Annotated in this window: 13 protein-coding genes and 1 pseudogene; 7 read left to right on the top strand and 7 right to left on the bottom strand. The window is 70.8% G+C overall.

All coding sequences use genetic code 11. From position 1 onward, the window contains the following. The first annotated feature begins 138 nt into the window (after positions 1-138). Entirely contained in the window at positions 139-1,239 is a 1,101-nt protein-coding gene (locus REH65_RS09625; protein ID WP_406692173.1) for a DUF4192 domain-containing protein, read from the top strand. Positions 1,240-1,265: 26 nt separating this feature from the next. Here REH65_RS09625 and galE read toward each other — a convergent pair whose 3' ends face one another. The 3 genes from galE to REH65_RS09610 form a co-directional block, all read right to left on the bottom strand. Then, positions 1,266-2,228: a UDP-glucose 4-epimerase GalE gene (gene galE, locus REH65_RS09620; RefSeq protein ID WP_406692172.1), complete on the bottom strand. Its 963-nt coding sequence runs from the start codon at positions 2,226-2,228 to the stop codon at positions 1,266-1,268. Between the two features lie 63 nt (positions 2,229-2,291). Beyond that, on the bottom strand, positions 2,292-3,470 hold the full coding sequence (galK, locus tag REH65_RS09615; RefSeq protein WP_406692171.1) for a galactokinase: 1,179 nt from the start codon (positions 3,468-3,470) through the stop codon (positions 2,292-2,294). After that, positions 3,467-4,162, bottom strand: coding sequence for a metal-dependent transcriptional regulator (locus REH65_RS09610; RefSeq protein WP_281457238.1), 696 nt, complete (start codon positions 4,160-4,162; stop codon positions 3,467-3,469). The genes galK and REH65_RS09610 overlap by 4 nt, the downstream gene beginning before the upstream one ends. A gap of 122 nt (positions 4,163-4,284) precedes the next feature. Here REH65_RS09610 and REH65_RS09605 point away from each other — a divergent pair, with 122 nt between their 5' ends. The 5 genes and pseudogenes from REH65_RS09605 (at position 4,285) to REH65_RS09585 (ending at position 10,612) form a co-directional block, all read left to right on the top strand. Beyond that, entirely contained in the window at positions 4,285-5,136 is an 852-nt protein-coding gene (locus REH65_RS09605) for a sulfurtransferase (protein ID WP_406692170.1), read from the top strand. A gap of 84 nt (positions 5,137-5,220) precedes the next feature. Beyond that, positions 5,221-6,396 (top strand): acetoin utilization protein AcuC, encoded by a 1,176-nt coding sequence (locus tag REH65_RS09600; RefSeq protein WP_406692169.1) that lies wholly within the window; start codon positions 5,221-5,223, stop codon positions 6,394-6,396. Between the two features lie 12 nt (positions 6,397-6,408). Beyond that, positions 6,409-9,082 (top strand): annotated as a pseudogene (locus REH65_RS09595) (GNAT family N-acetyltransferase). A gap of 80 nt (positions 9,083-9,162) precedes the next feature. Next, on the top strand, positions 9,163-10,044 hold the full coding sequence (locus tag REH65_RS09590; protein ID WP_406692168.1) for an alpha/beta fold hydrolase: 882 nt from the start codon (positions 9,163-9,165) through the stop codon (positions 10,042-10,044). A 265-nt stretch (positions 10,045-10,309) separates the two neighbouring features. Continuing rightward, positions 10,310-10,612, top strand: a complete 303-nt coding sequence (locus tag REH65_RS09585) for a hypothetical protein (RefSeq protein WP_281457233.1) — start codon at positions 10,310-10,312, stop codon at positions 10,610-10,612. Positions 10,613-10,803: 191 nt separating this feature from the next. Here the strand turns inward: REH65_RS09585 and REH65_RS09580 are convergent, their stop codons facing one another. Next, on the bottom strand, positions 10,804-12,459 hold the full coding sequence (locus tag REH65_RS09580) for a fumarate hydratase (protein ID WP_281457232.1): 1,656 nt from the start codon (positions 12,457-12,459) through the stop codon (positions 10,804-10,806). Between the two features lie 177 nt (positions 12,460-12,636). Between REH65_RS09580 and REH65_RS09575 the strand changes: the two genes are divergently transcribed. Then, the gene (locus REH65_RS09575) at positions 12,637-13,344 is read left to right on the top strand and encodes a tyrosine-protein phosphatase (protein WP_281457231.1); all 708 of its coding nucleotides are present in this window, start codon (positions 12,637-12,639) and stop codon (positions 13,342-13,344) included. A gap of 235 nt (positions 13,345-13,579) precedes the next feature. Here REH65_RS09575 and REH65_RS09570 read toward each other — a convergent pair whose 3' ends face one another. The 3 genes from REH65_RS09570 to REH65_RS09560 form a co-directional block, all read right to left on the bottom strand. Beyond that, positions 13,580-14,551 carry a sigma-70 family RNA polymerase sigma factor gene (locus REH65_RS09570; protein ID WP_281457230.1) on the bottom strand — a complete coding sequence of 324 codons (972 nt, stop codon included), beginning with the start codon at positions 14,549-14,551 and terminating at the stop codon, positions 13,580-13,582. A gap of 300 nt (positions 14,552-14,851) precedes the next feature. Then, the gene (gene dtd, locus REH65_RS09565; protein ID WP_406692167.1) at positions 14,852-15,277 is read right to left on the bottom strand and encodes a D-aminoacyl-tRNA deacylase; all 426 of its coding nucleotides are present in this window, start codon (positions 15,275-15,277) and stop codon (positions 14,852-14,854) included. Continuing rightward, positions 15,274-16,788: a methyltransferase gene (locus tag REH65_RS09560; RefSeq protein WP_406692166.1), complete on the bottom strand. Its 1,515-nt coding sequence runs from the start codon at positions 16,786-16,788 to the stop codon at positions 15,274-15,276. Before REH65_RS09560 ends, dtd begins: the two co-directional genes overlap by 4 nt. Between the last annotated feature and the right edge of the window lie 114 nt (positions 16,789-16,902).

Here is a 16,902-nt window from a genome sequence, read left to right as displayed (position 1 = left end):
TGAATTGACCTGACCGATCGACGCTGATCGGTGTGGTTTCAAGGGTTTCAACCGCGATCCGTCCACAGCGGACGAAGTTGTCCAGAGATTGTCGAATTCGCTTTCGACGGAGGCGTTTTCGTCCGCATCGTGGTGGTCATGACGACGCGATTGAACACCCAGCTCTCGCTGAGCGACCCCGGGGACGTGCTCGCCGCGATCCCGCACATGCTCGGCTTCCACCCGACCGACTCGTTCGTGCTGATCACGATGCACGACCTGACCGGAACACCGAGGTTCGGCGCGACCATGCGCGTCGACCTGCCGTGCCCGTCACAGGCATGCCTGTTCAGCGAGTTCCTGCTCACCGGGGCCGTGGGCAAGCAGCAGGCCGAAGGCGTGTTCATGATCGTGATCGGGGACCGTCCCAACCTCGCCGCGTGCCCGGAGACCTGCGGCGGGGCCTGCCACGCCACCGAGACCCCCGGCGACGGCTCAGGGCCGCCGCTGCACGACGTCGTCGAAGTGGTGCGGAAAACCCTGCTGCAGGCGGGAATCATCACCGCCCACGCGGTGCACACCCCGGCGATCGGGGTCGGTGAGCCGTGGACGTGCTACTACGACGAGGACTGCCACGGCGTCGTCGCGGACCCGAAGGAATCCCCGATGGGCGCGCTGATGGCCGCCCAAGGATCGGTGACCTTCGGCAGCAGGGAGGAGCTCCGCGAGCTCGTCGCGCCTGAATCACCGGAGGTCCTCAACCGCTGGTCGGCCAAGCTCGACGCGCTCGTCGAAGACGCCATCGACTCCTACGACCCGTCCCGGCACGCCACGGACGTGCGCACGGTCTTCGGCGCGATCCGGCGCATCGCCACCGGTTCGGCGCTCACCGAGGACGACCTGCTGGGCGTGCTGCAGGCGGTGTCGGACGTCCGCGTCCGCGACGTCGTCATCGGTGCCGCGCTGACCGAACTGGCGCGCCCGGCCGAGGAGCTCTGGCTCACCCTCGTGCGCAAGGCACCGGAACCCGAGGTGGTCGAGGTCGCGGCGCTGCTGGCGTTCTCGGCCTACGTCCGCGGCGAGGGCGCGCTGGCCAGCGTCGCGCTCGAACGCATCGAGCAGGTCAAGCTCGACCACAACCTGGGGGTCCTGCTGCGCCGGTCGCTCGACGCGGGCCTCCCGCCGGCGGAGCTGGCCGGCATCGCCCGGGATTCGGCCGACGACGTCCAGCTCCTGCTCGACGAGGAGGGACCCTGCTGATGTGCGCGAAGAAGAGGGAGCAGCGCTCAGGACGCGTGGCGGGCGCGGGTGAACTCCCACGCGTCACCGACGATCACGCCGAGGTCGGCGCGCTGGGGCTGCCACCCCAGCTCGGCCCGGGCGCGCTGACTGGAGGCCACCAGCGTCGCGGGGTCGCCGGCCCGGCGGGGAGCGACCTGGGCGGGGATCGGGTGTCCGGTGACCTCGCGGCAGGTGTCGATGACCTGCTTGACCGAGAAGCCCGTGCCGTTGCCCAGGTTGTAGATGCGGTGCTGGCCGCTCGTCGCGTTTTCCAGCGCCAGCAGGTGCGCGTCGGCGAGGTCGGTGACGTGGATGTAGTCGCGGACGCAGGTGCCGTCGGCGGTGGGCCAGTCCTCGCCGAAGATCTGCACCTGCTCGCGCTGGCCCAGCGCCACCTGCAGCACGATCGGGATCAGGTGGGTCTCGACGGCGTGCCGCTCACCGAAGGCCCCGTGCGCTCCGGCGACGTTGAAGTACCGGAGGCTGACCGCGCCGATGCCGTGGGCGGAGGCGTACGACGTGATCGCGTGGTCGATCGTCAGCTTGGTCGCGCCGTAGGTGTTGGTGGGCCGCGTCGGGAGGTCCTCGGTGATCGGGGAGGACTCCGGTTCGCCGTACGTCGCCGCTGTGGAGGAGAACACCAGGCGCGGCGTGCCGTGTTCGCGCATCGCGTCCAGCAGTCGCAGCGACGTTACGACGTTGCCCTGCCAGTACTTCTGCGGCTGCTCCATCGACTCGCCGACGAGCGACTTCGCCGCGAAGTGCAGCACGCCGTCGAACTGCTCCGCGAGCAGTTCACCCGCCGCCGAGGCGATGTCCGCCTCGACGAACTTGCAGCCGTCCGGGATCGCGTCGGCGTGCCCGGTGGACAGGTCGTCGACCACGACGACCTCGTGGCCTGCTTCCACCAGGCGTGCTGCGCACACGCTTCCGACGTAACCGGCACCGCCTGTGACCAGGAGCTTCAACTGCGCACTGCCTTCCGTGGGAGAACCAATCGACTCAGCGGGAAGCGGCCGAGGACCGGGTCGTCACCTGTCCCGCCCCGCACCGGCGGAGGGTATCGCGATGAACACGCGCGGTTCGGCCAGGCTCCGCTCGGCGAACGCGTCCCGAACGGCCGACTCGACCCGGGCGCGGTCGGCCGTCGGGATCAGCGCGATCGCCGAACCGCCGAAGCCACCGCCGGTCATCCGCGCGCCCAGTGCGCCGGCCTGCACCGCTGCGTCCACTGCGACGTCGAGTTCGAGGCAGGAGACGCGGTAGTCGTCGCGGAGGCTGGCGTGGGAGGCGTTGAGCAGCGGACCGATCTCGGCGTACCCGCCGGAGCGCAGCAGCTCGACGGCGGACAGCACTCGCTCGTTCTCCGTCACCACGTGCTTGACCAGCGGCTGAAGCTCGTCCGGAAGCTTCTCGTTCGCCTCCGGCAGCTGCGCCGCCGAGATGTCCCGCAGTGCCTTCACCTCGAGCAGCTCCGCCGCCCGCTCGCAGCCCTTCCGGCGTTCTCCGTAGCCGGATTCGCTGTGCGAGTGCTTGGCGCGGGTGTCGATGACGAGCAGTTCGAGACCCGCGCCGCGGGGATCGAACGGGACCTGCTCGGCGTCACCGGAGCGGACGTCGAAGAACAGCACGCGGGACTCGACGCAGCGCAGCGACGCCGTCTGGTCGAGCAGGCCGGTGGGGGCCCCGACGTAGTCGTTCTCCGAGCGCTGCACCAGCCGGGCGATCTCCGCCAGGCTCGGCGCGCCAGGCTCGCCCGGTGCCAGGCCGAGATGATCGAGCATCGCCAGCGCCAGAGCGCACTGCAGAGCGTGGGAGGAGGACAGGCCGGCGCCGGTGGGGACGTCACCGACGATCAACAGGTCCAGGCCGGGGACGGCGTGACCGGCTTCGCGCAGCGCCCATGCGACGCCTGCGGGAAACGCGGGCCAACCGGTGGGGGAGCCGGGCCGGAGGTCGTCGACGACGAGCTCGTCCGCCTGGTGGAGCTCACCGTCGTCGCCCCACGTCGTGGCCACGAGCTTGCGGTCGTCGCGCGGACCGATGGCCACCGCGACCCGGTGCGGGATCGCCATCGGGAGCACGAAACCGTCGTTGTAGTCGGTGTGCTCACCGATGAGGTTGACCCGGCCGGGTGCGGACCACACCGCGCTGGGCGCGCGGCCGTGCTCGGCGGCGAAGAGCTCCGCCGCTCGGGTGGAGACGCTCACTTGGCCGTCACCATCACCGCGTGCGCGATGCTGGGGGTCAGCTCTGCGGCACCGCTCTGGCCGCGGACCTCGATCGGCTTGTTCGCACCGACTACCGACATGATCTCGACCTCGTTGCCCGGGACGACCCCGACTTCCTTGAGGTCGGTCATCAGATCCGGGTCGAGCTGCACGTGCTCGGAGATCCGGCGGATGACCGCGCGGCCACCGCCGTTGCGGGCGATCTCGTCGACCCGCTGGAGCTCACCGTCGATCGCGGTGTCGATGTGGTCGACACCGAGGTCGTCCAGGCCGGGGATGGGGTTGCCGTAGGGAGAGGTGGTGGGGCCGCCGAGGAGCTTGACGAGCTTGCGCTCGACGGCCTCGCTCATCACGTGCTCCCAGCGGCACGCCTCGTTGTGCACGTGCTCCCACTCGAGGCCGATCACGTCGACGAGGAGCCGTTCGGCGAGGCGGTGCTTGCGCATCACGCTGATCGCGCGGGCGCGGCCGGCCTTGGTCAGTTCGAGGTGGCGGTCCTCGGCGACCGTGAGCAGGCCGTCCCGCTCCATGCGGGCCACCGTCTGGCTGACGGTCGGTCCGCTCTGCTCCAGGCGCTCGGCGATCCGGGCCCGCAGCGGCACCACGCCCTCTTCCTCGAGGTCGTAAATGGTGCGGAGGTACATCTCAGTGGTATCGATGAGATCGTTCACGTCGGCTCCCCATTCAAGTCCCAACCACGATGCTAGTCGCTGCCAGCGACAACGGTCAGTGGCCGGGGAGTTGACAGCCAGGATCAGCGACCGACCTCGTCGGCGGGCTTCGAAAGGCCGTCATGCATCCCTTGATCAGTACCGATGATCTCATGACCGCACTGGGTGCGGAGCCGCACCCGACCTTGCTGGACGTGCGGTGGTCACTGCTCGGCCCACCGGGCCGCGACGACTACGCCGCGGGGCACCTGCCCGGAGCGGTTTTCGTGGATCTGGACGCCGAACTGGCCGCTGAGCCGAGTTCGGCCGGGCGGCATCCGCTGCCCGATCCGGCCGCGCTGCAGGAGGTGCTGCGCCGGGCGGGCGTGGACGCCGACCGCCCGGTCGTGGTCTACGACGCCGACAACGGTTCGGCGGCGGCGCGGGCCTGGTGGCTGCTGCGCTGGGCGGGACACCGGTCGGTGGCCGTGCTCGACGGCGGCTACGCGGCGTGGACCGCCGAGGGCAAGCCGACCACCACCGACGTCCCCGAACCCGGTGATGGCGGGTTCCGGGTGCGTCCCGGGGCGATGCCGGTGATCGACGCCGACCAGGCGGCGGAGCTGGCCCGCGACGGCGTGCTGCTCGACGCCCGCGCACCGGAGCGCTACCGGGGCGAGGTGGAACCGATGGATCCGCGCGCCGGGCACGTCCCGGGCGCGCGCAACGCGCCGTTCAGCGAGCACGTCGGGCCCACGGGCCGGTGGCGTTCGCCGGAGGAGCTGGCCGAGCGCTTCGCCGCGCTGGGCGTCACCGGAGACACCTCCGTCGGGGCCTACTGCGGCTCGGGGGTCACGGCCTGCTCGGTGCTGCTGGCGCTGGAACACGCCGGGGTCACCGACGCCCACGCGCCCGCTGCGCTCTACGCGGGCTCGTGGTCGAACTGGGCGGCGGACCCGTCACGACCGGCGGCGACCGGTCCGGAAGCCGGGTGAGCGGTCGGCGAGATCCATCCGATTCGGCTCCTCGGACCGTCGAGACCCTGTGTCGGGGCGCGTCCGGCAGGTAGCGTCCCGCCCATGGGTTCTCAGTTGGCCGTGGTCTGGGACGAGTCGGTGCTCGAGTACGACCTGGGCGGGCACCATCCGCTGCATCCGATCCGGCTGGACCTGACCATGCGGCTGGCCAACTCGCTCGGCGTGCTCGACGGCGTGGAGACGATCAAGCCCGAACCCGCCACCGAGCAGGACCTGCTGCGCGTGCACACCGCCGAGTACATGGCGGCGGTGCGCGCCGCGCCGCTGAGCGCTTGGGAAGTCGGGCACGGGTTGGGCACCGATGACAACCCGATCTTCGACCGGATGCACGAGGCCTCGGCCTTGATCGCCGGAGCGTCGATCAAGGCCGCCGAGCAGATCGTCTCGGGCGCGGCGGACCGGGCGGTCAACATCGCCGGGGGACTGCACCACGCGATGGCCGACCGCGCCGCCGGGTTCTGCGTCTACAACGACTGCTCGGCGGCCATCGCGTGGATGCTGGAGCAGGGCGTGGAGCGCATCGCCTACCTCGACGTCGACGTGCACCACGGCGACGGGGTGCAGGCGGCCTTCTACGACGACCCGCGGGTCATGACCATCTCGCTGCACCAGCACCCGGTGACGCTGTGGCCGGGAACCGGTTTCGCCACCGAGGTCGGGCGCGGCAACGCCGACGGCACCGCGGTCAACGTCCCGCTGCCGCCGGGCACCGGTGATGCCGACTGGCGTCGCGCCTTCCACGCCGTGGTCCCGTCGGTGCTGGACCAGTTCCGGCCGCAGGTGCTGGTCACCCAGTGCGGGGCCGATGCGCACCGGGACGACCCGCTCGCCGACCTGTCGTTGACCGTCGACGCCCAGCGCGCCACCTACCAGGACCTCCGCGACCTGGCCGAGAGCTACGCCGGGGGGAAGTGGCTGGCTCTGGGCGGTGGTGGTTACTCGCTGTTCCGCGTGGTGCCGCGAGCCTGGACCCACCTGCTGGCGACGCTGCTGAACCGGGATATCGCGCCGGAGACGACCATCCCCGAGGATTGGATCGCGTACGCCGTCCGGCGTGCGCAGAACGTGCCGATGCCGACGTCGATGTCGGACGGGGCCGACCCGTCCTTCGAGCGCTGGTCCGGGGTGACCGCGTCCGCGGTCGACACCGCGATCCGCGACGCCCGGCACGCGGTGTTCCCGCTGCTCGGGCTGGACCCGGCTGACAGTCGCGACTGAGGAGTGCCCGAAGTGGACGAAGAAGCGAGAGAGGAGACCGGGCCGCAGCAGGACTACCCCCGGCAGTGGGAAGCCGACGTCGTCCTCTCCGACGGCGGCACGGTGCACATGCGGCCGATCACCCCGGCCGACAAGGACAAGCTGGTCGCCTTCCACGGGAGGCTCAGCGACCGCACCAGGTACTACCGCTACTTCGGCCCGTACCCGCGGATGCCCGAGCGCGACGTGCGCCGGTTCACGCAGGTCGATTACGTCAACCGGGTCGCGCTGGTGGCGCTGCTCGGCGATGACATCGTCGCCGTCGGCCGCTTCGACCGCCTCGGAGAGCAGGAGTCGGCCGAGGTCGCCTTCGTCGTCGAGGACGGTCATCAGGGGCGCGGTCTGGGGTCGATCCTGCTCGAACACCTCGCCGCGGCCGCGCAGGAGTGCGGTCTGCGGCGCTTCGTGGCCGAGGTGCTGGCCGAGAACTCCACGATGGTGCGCGTCTTCCGCGACGCCGGTTACCAGGTGAGCCGGGCGATGGAGGAAGGCGTGGTGCACCTGGAGTTCGACATCGACCCGACCGAGGAGTCCGTGGCGGTGGCCCGGGCGCGCGAGCAGGCCGCGGAGGCGCGCAGCGTGCACAACCTGCTGCGGCCGCGGGCGGTGGCGGTGATCGGCGCTTCCACCGACCACCGCAAGATCGGCCACGCGGTGCTGACCAACCTGCTCACCGCCGACTTCAACGGGCCCGTCTACCCCGTCAACCCCGAGCACCGCTCGGTGCGCGGGGTGCGCGCCTACGCCTCGGTGCTCGACATCCCCGACGAGGTCGACCTGGCGGTGGTGGCGATCCCGGCGGCCGGCGTCAACGAGGTCCTCGACGACTGCTTGGCCAAGGGCGTGAAAACGCTGGTCATCGTCTCCTCCGGGTTCAGCGAGACCGGTTCGGAGGGGCGCGAGGTGGAACGCGAGATGGTGCGCGCCGCGCGGGTGCACGGCATGCGCGTGGTCGGTCCGAACGCGCTCGGCGTGGTCAACCCGGACCCGGAGTTCCGGCTCAACGCGAGTCTCGCACCGCAGCTGCCCGGGCGCGGCCGGACCGGGTTCTTCTGCCAGTCCGGTGCGCTGGGGGTGGCGATCCTGGAGACCGCCACCGAGCGCGGGCTCGGCCTGTCGACGTTCGTCTCGGCGGGCAACCGCGCCGACCTGTCCGGCAACGACCTGCTGCAGTACTGGCAGACCGACCCGGCCACCGACGTGGTGCTGCTGTACCTCGAATCGTTCGGCAACCCGCGCAAGTTCGGCCGGTTGGCCCGGCGGCTGGCGCGCAGCAAGCCGGTCGTGGTGGTCAAGTCGGGCCGCAACTCGGTGCGGGCCGGGCTGGCGGCCACGACGGTGGAGATCGACGAGACGAGCGTGCAGGCGCTGTTCGAGCAGTCCGGCGTGATCCGCGTCGAGTCGGTGGCGCAGATGTTCGACACCGCGCTGCTGCTCGCGCACCAGCCGTTGCCGCAGGGCGACCGGGTGTCGATCGTGGGCAACTCCTCGGCGCTGGGCATGATCGCCGCCGACGTGGCGCAGGCGCAGGGGTTGCAGCTGGCGCACGAGCCGGTCGACGTCGGCGCCTCGGCGGAGCCCGACGAGTTCGCGGCCGCGGTGCGCGATGCCGCCCTGCGCGACGACGTCGACGCGCTGATCACGGTGTTCGCCCCGCCGGTGGCGGTGCCCGGCGCGGCCTACGCGCGGGCGCTGCGGGAGGCGTTGCACGAGGCCGACGCGACCCGCTCGAAGCCGGTGGCGACCACGTTCCTGGCGGCCGAGGGCGTTCCGGACGAGCTGCGGGTGCCGGGCCCGGACGGCACGACCGGCAAGGGTTCGGTGCCGTCGTACCCGAGCCCGGAGCGCTCGGTGCTCGCGCTGGCGCGCGTGACCCGCTACGCGAAGTGGCGCGCAGCGCCGAAGGGGCACTTCGTGCGCCCGGACGTGGCGGCCGAGGAGGCGTTCGCTGGTCGAGCAGTGGTTGGCCGAGGGCGTCTCCGAGCTCGGCGACGAGCGCACGGTGCGCCTGCTGGAGTGCTACGGCATCGAGCTGGTGCCCTTCCGCAAGGTCGGTGACGTGGACGCGGCGGTGGCGGCGGCCGAGGAGCTGGGCTACCCGGTGGTGCTGAAGTCGACCAGCACGGATCTGCGGCACCGCAACGACCTGGTCGGCGTGAGGCTGGACCTGACCGGGCCGGAGGCGGTGCGCACGGCCTACGAAGACGTGCGGCGGGTCTCCGGCGTCGAGCAGGTCTACGTGCAGCGGATGGCCGGGCGCGGGACCTCGTGCGTGATCGACCTGCTCGACGACCCCTCGTTCGGCACGTTGGTGTCCTTCGGGCTCTCCGGCGTGGCCAGCGAGTTGCTGGGGGACAAGGCCTACCGCGCGCTGCCTTTGACCGACGTGGACGTCGCGACGTTGGTGCGCGCGCCCCGCGCGGCGCCGCTGCTGGTCGGCTACCGGGGCGTGGAGCCCGCGGACCTGTCGGCGCTGGAGGACCTGGTGCTGCGGGTGGCGACGCTGGCCGAGGATCTGCCGGAGGTGCGCTACCTGGCGTTGCAGCCCGTGCTGGCCTCGCCCACCGGGGCTGCGGTCACCGGCGCGAAGGTGTCCTTGGGCGAATCGCCCGCGGCGTTGGACACCGGACCGCGTCGACTGCGGTAACCGTCTGCGTCGGGTGCCGACTGCGACGGGGGACACAGACCCGCAGATCGAAACCGGGTCGTTCCGTTAATCTGGTGCGCGTGGATGAGGTCACGACCCGGAAAGTCGACGCACCGGCGCCCGTGCTCGGCGTGGTCCCCGCGGGCCAGTACCGCATCAAGGTGCGCGCGGTGCAGCAGGACGACCCGAGCGCGCCGGTCGCGGTGCTGGCGCCGGCCATGGGCGTGCCGGCCGGCTACTACCGGCCGTTCGTCGCCGAGCTGCACCGGCTCGGCATGACGGTCGTGTCGTTCGACGTGCGCGGCCAGGGCGAGAACAAGCCCCGGGCCCGGCGCGGCGTGCACTTCGGCTACCAGGACTTCGTCGACGACCTCGACGCCGTGCTCGACCTCGTCGAGTCCGTCTTCCCCCGGGCGCCCCGGTTCGTCCTCGGGCACAGCCTCGGCGGCCAGATCGCGCTGCTGCACACCGCCGCCAACCCCGGCCGGATCAGCGGCGCGGCCCTGATCGCCACCGGATCGGTCTGGTACCGGGGCTACCCGGGCCTGGCCAAGTACTACTACTCGCTGCTCGGCACCCAGACGATCGCGCTGGCCTCGACCCTGCTCGGCTACTGGCCCGGATACGTCTTCGGCGGCAAGCAGGCGACCGGGCTGATGCGGGACTGGGCGCGCCAGGCGCGCACCGGCCGCTGGCGGCTCCGCGGTTCCGACCTCGACTACGACGCGGCGATGGCCGAGGTGACGACCCCGCTGCTCACGGTGACCGTGGCCAACGACGAGCTGGCCCCGGCATCGGCGATGGACGACCTGGTCAAGCACTCCACCCGCGCCGAGCGGACGAGCCGCCACTACACCGCCGACGACGCGGGAGGGCCGGTGGACCACTTCAAGTGGACCCGCAGCTCCGGTGAGATGGCCGCCTGGATCCAGGACTGGATGAACGGCGTCCTCGAACGCTGATCAGGTCCGCCGAGGAGGTTTCGGCCCGGCCGGGTGAATTGTGTGAAAGGTGGGTACCGATCCACTTCGGCCGGGACGCAACCCGCTACTCCCGCGCGTCCGTCTACAAGGCATGAGACGCCTACGAACCGCAGTGGGCGCGGGGAGTCTGCTACTGGTGCTGGCAGCCTGCGCCCAACAACCGACCAACGACGTGGGGTTCGGTGGTCAGCCGCCAGCGCCACCCGGACCGGTTCAGCCGAAACCTGAACCGGAGCGGACGCCGGTGGCCGCGGAAGCCATCGACCTCTCGCAGCTGCCGCGAGGATATCCGAAGAAGGTCTGGACTCAGGACAACGGTACCGCAGTGGTCGCCACCGGTCAGGAGGGCGGCTGCAGCAAGGTGCGCGCCGAAGTGGCGGAGCAGACCGCTGACCACGTGAAGATCCTCCTCGTGGAGGAAACGCCGGATCCGCCGGGAATCTGCACGATGGACCTGCGGTACCCGCCCGTGGCGGTGAGCCTCAGCGCCCCGCTGGAAGGGCGAAAGGTGGTCCTGGAGCAGAAGGATGTGAAGGTCCCGCGCTGATTCGGCTGCTGCGCGGCGGTAACCTGCCGCCGCCGCGCGTGAAGCCGGTTCGCCGCCGGAGGTGGGGCTCCACGGCGCACCGGGTTCGGCAGTTCGTTCCTCACGGGTCCGCACAAGCGGGATGACCGCGGCCGCTCGGGCTCACCCGCGCCTCGCGCGCGGGTGAGCCCGGGACCGGTCGTGCGAGAACCTCAGCGGCCGAAGGAGATCTGCAGGGTCGGCTGCGTGGAGTTGGCGAAGAAGTCGTTGCCCTTGTCGTCGACGACGATGAAGGCGGGGAAGTCCTCGACCTCGATGCGCCACACCGCTTCCATGCCCAGCTCGGGGTACTCCAGCACCTCGACCTTGCGGATGCAGTCCTGCGCCAGCCGCGCGGCCGGACCACCGATCGAACCGAGGTAGAACCCGCCGTGGTTCTGGCAGGACTGCGAGACCTGCTTGGACCGGTTGCCCTTGGCCAGCATGACCATCGAGCCGCCCGCGGCCTGGAACTGCTCCACGTACGAGTCCATCCGGCCGGCGGTGGTCGGGCCGAAGGAGCCCGAGGCGTAGCCGTCGGGCGTCTTGGCCGGACCCGCGTAGTACACCGGGTGGTCGCGCATGTAGTCGGGCATCGGCTCGCCCGCGTCGAGCCGCTCGGCGATCTTGGCGTGCGCGATGTCGCGCGCCACCACCAGCGGACCGGTCAGCGACACCCGCGTCTTGACCGGCAGCTTCGACAGCTCGGAGCGGATCTCGTCCATCGGCCGGTTGAGGTCGATCTTGACGACCTCGTCGGAGAGCTGCTCGTCGGAGACCTCCGGCAGGTACTTCGCCGGGTCGCGCTCCAGCTGCTCCAGGAACACGCCCTCCGGGGTGATCTTGGCCTTGGCCTGCCGGTCCGCCGAGCAGGACACCGCCACGCCGACCGGCAGCGAGGCGCCGTGCCGGGGCAGGCGGATCACGCGCACGTCGTGGCAGAAGTACTTGCCGCCGAACTGCGCGCCGATGCCGAACTGGCGGGTCATCTCCAGGACCTGCTGCTCCATCTCGACGTCGCGCAGCGCGTGGCCGGAGCCCGAGCCCTCGCGCGGCAGCTCGTCGAGGTAGCGGGCCGAGGCCAGCTTGGCGACCTTGAGGTTGTACTCGGCCGACATGCCGCCGACGACGATCGCCAGGTGGTACGGCGGGCACGCCGCGGTGCCCAGCGAGCGCAGCTTCTCCTCCAGGAAGCGGCCCAGCCGCGTCGGGTTCAGCAGCGCCTTGGTCTCCTGGTAGAGGAACGTCTTGTTGGCGCTGCCGCCGCCCTTGGCCATGAACAGCAGCTCGTAGAACGGGTCGGTGCCCGGCTTGTTGAACAGCTCGATCTGGGCGGGCAGGTTGCTGCCGGTGTTGCGCTCCTCCCAGAAGTTCAACGGCGCCATCTGCGAGTAGCGCAGGTTGAGGTCCTGGTAGGCGTTGAAGATGCCGCGCGCCAGCGACTCCTCGTCCTGGCCGCCGGTGAGCACCGTCTCGGTGCGCTTGCCGATGACGATCGCCGTGCCCGTGTCCTGGCACATCGGCAGCACCCCACCGGCCGACACGCAGGCGTTGCGCAGCAGGTCCGTGGCCACGAACCGGTCGTTCGCGCTGGCCTCCGGGTCTTCCACGATCGACTTCAGCTGGGCGAGGTGCGACGGACGCAGCAGGTGCTGGATGTCCTTGATCGCCTCGGCGGCCAGCGAGGTCAGCGTGGCGGGCTCGATCTCCAAGAAGCGGCGCCCTGCGGCTTCGACGACCTTGATGCCTTCATCGGTCACCAAGCGGTACTCGGTGTCGTCGGGGCCGAGGGGGAGCACCTCGGTGAAGTCGAAATTCGTGGTGGTCACGTCGCGGCTCCTTTGCGCGCGTTCGGGTTACGCGTGCACTCATGTAACCGCGCAGCGGATCACGGCGTCCACACGGGTCGGCAATGTGTGACGGAGACCCGCGGCGGGAGCTGGTCGAAATGCGCTCGGGTTGAGATTCTCGAACCTGGACGGCTCTTCTCCCGATTCGGAGGCCTCATGGCGCTCGACGAACTGGTCAACCTGCGCGACCTCGGCGGTCAGCCCACCGGCAGCGGTGTGCTGACCAGGAGCGGAGTGGTCTACCGCAGCGACGCACCCCGGCTCGGGGACCGCGACCCGAGCGGACTGCCCGCGTGGCCGCCGCGCGTGGTCGTCGACCTGCGCGAAGCCGCCGAGACCCGGGACGAGCACCCGATGGCCACGGCGAGCCTGGTGCACCGCGTGCGGGTGCTGGAGGGGCTGGACACGCCGGACGAGGACGACGAGGCGGTCCACGAGCTGACCACCCTCTACCGGGGCATGCTGCAGGGCGCGCCGAAGAAGCTGGTGGAGGTCTTCCGGCACGTCCTGGCGGCCGACGGCCCGGCGCTGGTGCACTGCGCGGCCGGCAAGGACCGCACCGGCGTGGTCTCGGCGATGCTGCTCAGCGCCGCGGGAGTGCGACCGGACGCGATCGTCGCCGACTACGTGCGCACCGACAAGAACATGCTGCGCGTCCTGCAGCGCCTCGAAGAGCTGCCGGAGCTGCCGCCGGGCGTGGACGAGGAGATGGTCGCCGAGCTCATGGCCACGCCGACGCAGGCCATCGAGAGCGTGCTGGAGATCTTCGACGAGCACCAGGACGCGGCCGCGGGCTGGTTGGCCGGCCACGGCGTCACCGACGACGAGCTCGATCGGTGGCGGGAGAAGTTCCTGGAGAAGTAGGTGAGGAGGTCGGACCCGCCCTTTCGACGAGTCCGGCCTCCTCCAGCAGGCGGTGGAGGACCCCACCGCTCAAGTTTGCGGAAGAAGATCTTCGCCCCGCGGGGTGTCTCGGGTCAACGAGCCGTTCGGGTGCAAAGTGACGCCGAATTCCCCCGAACAGGGCACGGGCCGCCTCAGGCGTCACATCAGTGGCGAGAGAAGGGGCGCCCTTCGCGGTGAAGGGCGCCCCGATGGGTCAGCTGGCGTAGGCGCGGAGCTTGTCGGCGCGGTCGCCCTGGCGGAGCTTGGACATGACCTCGCGCTCGATCTGGCGGACCCGCTCGCGGGACAGGCCGAAGGCCTTGCCGATCTGGTCCAGGGTGCGCGGCTGGCCGTCCTCGAGGCCGTAGCGCATCCGGATGACCGCCTGCTCGCGCTCCTCGAGCGTGGACAGGACCCGGCGCAGGTCGTCCTGCAGGAAGCCGGAGATCACCGCGTTCTCGGCGTCGGCGGACTCGGCGTCCTCGATGAAGTCGCCCAGCGGGGCGTCCTCCTCGGTGCCCACCGGCATGTCCAGGCTGACCGGATCGCGCGAGTGGTCCATCAGGTCGAGGATCTTCTCGACCGGGATGCCCGCCTCCTCCGAGAGCTCGTCGTCGGTGGCCTCGCGGCCCAGCTTCTGGTGCAGGTCGCGCTTGATGCGGGCCAGCTTGTTGACCTGCTCGACGAGGTGGACGGGGAGCCGGATGGTGCGGCTCTGGTCGGCCATGCCCCGGGTGATGGCCTGCCGGATCCACCAGGTCGCGTAGGTCGAGAACTTGAAGCCCTTGGTGTAGTCGAACTTCTCCACCGCGCGGATCAGCCCCAGGTTGCCCTCCTGGATGAGGTCCAGCAGGGGCATGCCGCGGCCGGTGTAGCGCTTGGCGAGGCTGACGACCAGGCGGAGGTTGGCCTCCATCAGGTGGTTCTTCGCGCGACGACCGTCCCGGACGACGGCATTGAGGTCCGAACGCCGCTCGGGGGAGAGGTTCTTGCCGGTTTCCAGCAGGTGCTTGGCGAAAACCCCGGCCTCGATGCGCTTGGCGAGGTCGACCTCTTCCTGTGCCGTGAGCAGCGCGGTGCGCCCGATGCCGTTGAGGTAGACGCGCACCAGGTCGGCCGATGGTCCCTGGGTGTCCAGTTCTTCGGCGACGGCGACGTCTGGCTTGGTGGTCTGCGGGACGGTCATGAGCTCCCTCCCTGACGGGCTGGCTAGCGGGGCGCAATTCACACCGACGCATCGGTGCGCGGTGTGCAGGACGCGTACGCTCGGTATTAACCGGGGCTTCCGCGCCTACGTTCTTCTCCGGGTGCCGGGTCGGTGCCGGACTGTTCCGGCCACCGCGGACGGCATGGCCGTCGAAGCTTCGTTACCTGGAAAACGACGGGCGCGACGAATTCGTTCCCGAAGTTCTCGATTCGAAGACGTCGCGGCCGTCACATCGGTTGCGCCCTGAGTCTGAGGATTTGCTGAGAGCTCTCGTTACATTTAGACCTCAACCAAAAGTGTGAATGGTCCGTCGTTCACGCTTTCGACCGCCATCATCGCGCCGAACGCCCCGGTGGACACCCGCGCGCCCCGTTCCCGGAGCTCCGCCACGACAGCGTCGACCAGTGGTTCGGCCTGCTCCGGTCGGGCGGCCTCGGTCCACGAGGGGCGGCGGCCCTTCCTGGTCGACCCGTAGAGGGTGAACTGGCTGACCACCAGCAGCGGGGCGCCCGTGGTGGCGCAGGACTCCTCGTCCCGGAGCGCGCGAATCTCGTGCAGTTTCCGGGCCATTTTTGCGACTTCCTCACGCCCGTCGGAATGGGTCACACCCAATAGGACCAACAGCCCTGGTTCTTCGATCTTCCCGACGACTTCGCCGTCGACCGTTACGGAGGCGCGAGTGACCCGCGTGACGATTGCCCTCATTGATCAACACCTCGCCATTCGGCCGGAACGACCATTCCGTGCCGGATGAGTTCCCGCACCATCGGAATGGCAGCGGAGGTCAAGTCCTCCACATCTTCGCCGTAACCCATCGCCAGCAGTTCCAGCAGTTCCTCCAGGGGCAGCGCACCCCGGAATCCCGCCAGCAACCGGACGCCGAGCTCATCGATCTCGTGCTGCCACCCGGGACCGTCGGTGCGGTGCAGCCGGTGCACCAGCGGTTCCCAGCCCTCGTCCCCGGGTTGCGAGACCTGCTCCAGGACGGTGCTGTCGGCGGTGACCAGCCTGGCGGCCAGCAGGTCGTCGTCGGAGTCGTGGTCGCGCAGCCAGTCGACCCGGCGCAGCCAGGCGTCGGACTCCGGTCCCAGCGGGTCGTCGAAGGCGTGCCGCAGGTCCTCGCAGACCACCTCGCCGGGCCCGTCGGCGCGGCGCAGGGTGACGAAGCCGAAACCGATGCCGATCACGTCGTTGGCCTCGAACCAGTCCAGCCACTCGGCGGCCTTGCGCAGGCCCTGCTCGGAACGCAGGTCGTAGCCCGCGTCGCGCAGCCAGGTGCCCACGTAGAGATCCGGGTCGGCGACGTCGCGCTGCACGAACCACGCGTCCACCCCGGCGCCCGGCGGCAGCCAGGAGGCGACCCGGTCCTCCCAGTCCTCGCCCTCGCGGTGCACCCATGAGGCGAGCAGCTGCCCGGTGCCGCCCTCGTTGAGGAACGACGGCAGCTGGCGCACCACCAGCGCGCTCGCGTCGTCCCCGGCCAGCCCGGAGTCGCGGTAGGTGAAGTCGGTGCGCGGCGGGCCCACCACGAACGGTGGGTTGCACACGACCAGGTCGAACTTGCGGCCGCGGACCGGCTCGAACCACTCGCCCTCGCCGACCTCGGCGTCGACCCCGTTGAGCCGGAAGGTCGCCTCGGCCAGCGCCAGCGCCCGCTTCGAGACGTCGGTGACGGTGATGCTCCGCGCGTGCGTGCTCGCGTGCAGGGCCTGCACGCCGCAGCCGGTGCCCAGGTCGAGCACCGAGCCGACCGGCCGCCGGGTGGTGGCGCGCACCAGGCTCAGCGACGCGTGACCGACGCCCAGCACGTGGTCGGCGTCGACGGGACGCCCTCCGCGCAGGTCGGAGTCCAGGTCCGACACCACCCACCAGGAGTGCTCGCCCTCGCCGTAGGGGCGGATGTCCAGGCCGGCGCGGAGCAGCTCGCCGTCGGCGGCCAGGATGCCCGCGGCCAGCGCGTCGTCGGTGCTCAGCGAGCCGAGGGCGGCCTGCACGTCGGGCCGCGTCTCGGCCTGGCCCAGCAGGAACAGCCGGACGAGCGTGCCCAGCGCACCGGCGCCCTCGGTGGCGCGCAGCGCGGGCACCGGCTCACCGCGGCCGAGCGCGGCGTGCGCGGAGTGGCCGAGCAGGTCGAGGACGCCGTCGGCGTCGTAGGAGGCGGCGCGGAACGCGTCGCGAAGTCGGTCGATGCGGTCAGCGGACAGATCTGGAATCACGCCCTGAATCCTCACACGCCCGCCGACCCGCGCATCCGCTCACTCGGCCGGGGAGGTCCGGGACGGCCGACACCGTCGGTGGCCCGGCTTAGCATCGGGGTATCGGCGATGGGG

Source organism: Saccharopolyspora sp. ID03-671 (assembly GCF_045278815.1).
GTDB classification, from domain to species: Bacteria; Actinomycetota; Actinomycetes; order Mycobacteriales; family Pseudonocardiaceae; genus Saccharopolyspora; species Saccharopolyspora ipomoeae.
This window is presented reverse-complemented; position numbering and strand designations above follow the sequence as displayed.

Excerpts from the sequence above, each read along its gene's own strand:
- REH65_RS09570 (WP_281457230.1), bottom strand. The coding sequence starts at position 14,551 with ATGACCGTCCCGCAGACCACCAAGCCAGACGTCGCCGTCGCCGAAGAA.
- REH65_RS09600 (WP_406692169.1), top strand. The coding sequence starts at position 5,221 with ATGGGTTCTCAGTTGGCCGTGGTCTGGGACGAGTCGGTGCTCGAGTAC.
- REH65_RS09605 (WP_406692170.1), top strand. The coding sequence starts at position 4,285 with ATGCATCCCTTGATCAGTACCGATGATCTCATGACCGCACTGGGTGCG.
- REH65_RS09575 (WP_281457231.1), top strand. The coding sequence starts at position 12,637 with ATGGCGCTCGACGAACTGGTCAACCTGCGCGACCTCGGCGGTCAGCCC.
- dtd (WP_406692167.1), bottom strand. The coding sequence starts at position 15,277 with ATGAGGGCAATCGTCACGCGGGTCACTCGCGCCTCCGTAACGGTCGAC.
- REH65_RS09625 (WP_406692173.1), top strand. The coding sequence starts at position 139 with ATGACGACGCGATTGAACACCCAGCTCTCGCTGAGCGACCCCGGGGAC.